Origin of the sequence: Nocardia brasiliensis IFM 10847, from assembly GCF_000710915.1 — a bacterium.
GTDB lineage: Bacteria > Actinomycetota > Actinomycetes > Mycobacteriales > Mycobacteriaceae > Nocardia > Nocardia brasiliensis_A.
In genome coordinates this window covers 1-1,531 of the sequence record NZ_BAUA01000134.1, presented here as the reverse complement: position 1 = coordinate 1,531, position 1,531 = coordinate 1, and the positions used below count along the sequence as shown (strand labels likewise).

At 70.2% G+C, this 1,531-nt stretch carries 1 protein-coding gene; it reads left to right on the top strand.

What is annotated here, in order from left to right; all coding sequences use genetic code 11:
- On the top strand, positions 1 to 1,478 hold a 1,478-nt coding region (locus tag NBRGI_RS27100), incomplete at its 5' end, for an SCO6880 family protein (RefSeq protein WP_029900036.1).
- Positions 1,479 to 1,531: the final 53 nt, after the last annotated feature.

Genomic DNA, 1,531 nt, shown 5'->3' with positions numbered 1-1,531 from the left:
ACACCTACGAGCGTCGCTCCTACGGGCTGTGGCAGAAGCCCCGCAGCGCAGGCCTTTTCGGTCTGCGCTGGGAGGAGACCGTGCTCGGCTTCGCGGTGGTCATCACGGCGTTGATCACCGCGATGGTCGGCGGTTTCAAATGGGGTCTGATCGTCGGTGGCTCCGGCGTCGTGATCATGCTTCCACTGGTGTGGCGGACGGGGGGCCGCTCGGGCTACGAGACGGGATTGATGATGTTCAACTGGATGCGCTCGCGTAAGCGTGGCGAGCACGTGTACCGCGGCGGCCGGTTCTCCCGCATCCCCGGCGGGGTCACCCGGCTGCCGGGTCTGCTCGCGCCGTCGAAGCTCTACGAGGGCATCGACGCGGGCGGGTACAGCTTCGGCATGATCCACCTGCCGCAGTTCGCGCAGTACACGGTGGTGCTGCGGGCCTGGCCGCAGGGACATGAGGCGGTCGACCAGCCGGTGATCGATCGCTGGGTGTCGGCCTGGGGCACCTTCCTCGCCTCGGTCGGCCAGACCAGCGACATCGTCGCGGTCGTGCCGGTCATCGACACCGTGCCGGAGACCGGAAACCGTTTGCTCACCGAGGTTTCCACGATCACCCGGCCGGAGGCGCCGGAGCTGGCCCAGCAGGTGATGTACGAACTGGCCACCGAGCTGCCGCAGGAGCGGGTGCAGCTGCTGCCGCGCGTGGCGATCACGTTCAAGGCCACCACCGCCGAACGCCGGAAGAACCCCGCCGAGGAGGCCGTCGAGATCGGCCGCCGCCTGCCCGGTATCTGCGCGGCGCTGGCCGAAGCCGGGGTGCGCGCGCAACCGATGTCGGCGGACGAGGTGATCTCGTTCATCCGGCGCAGCTACGACCCGGCCTCGCAGGCCGACCTCGAGGTCGCCGCCAGCGAGCCGCACGGCCACGGCTTGGATTGGGCCGACGCGGGCCCGGTGTCGCACGACGAGAAGTGGGACCACCTGGTGCACGACGGCGGCCGCTCGGTGACCTGGGAGATGGACGCCGCCCCCGAGGGCGCGGTGGACGAGCGGGTGCTGCAGCGGCTGCTCGCCCCGAATCCCGAAGTGCCGCGCAAGCGCATCGCGATCGTCTATCGCCCGCACTCGGCCGCCGACGCCGCCGAGATCGTCGACGACGACTTCAAGAACGCGCTGGTGGCCCAGCAGAGCGAGCGTGGCGTCGTGTCCGCGGCGGCGACCCTGCGGGTGGGCGCCACCCAGCAGGCCCGCGAGGAACAAGCCCGGGGTCACGGTGTGACCCGCTTCGGGGCGCTGGTGACCATCACCGAGCCCCTGCGCGGCGACCTGCCGCGGATCGAAGCCATCACGCGCGACCTGTCGACGCAGGCGCGCTTGAAGATTCGGCGGTGTTACCGCTACCAGGCGGCGGCCTTCGCGGCCTCGCTCGGTTGCGGGGTGATCCTGCCGGAACACGCGACTATTCCGAAGGCACTGGCGGGGTGAGTTATTCATGGCACGGGACTACGAGCCACCCGTACGGGAACGGGACGAGCCCG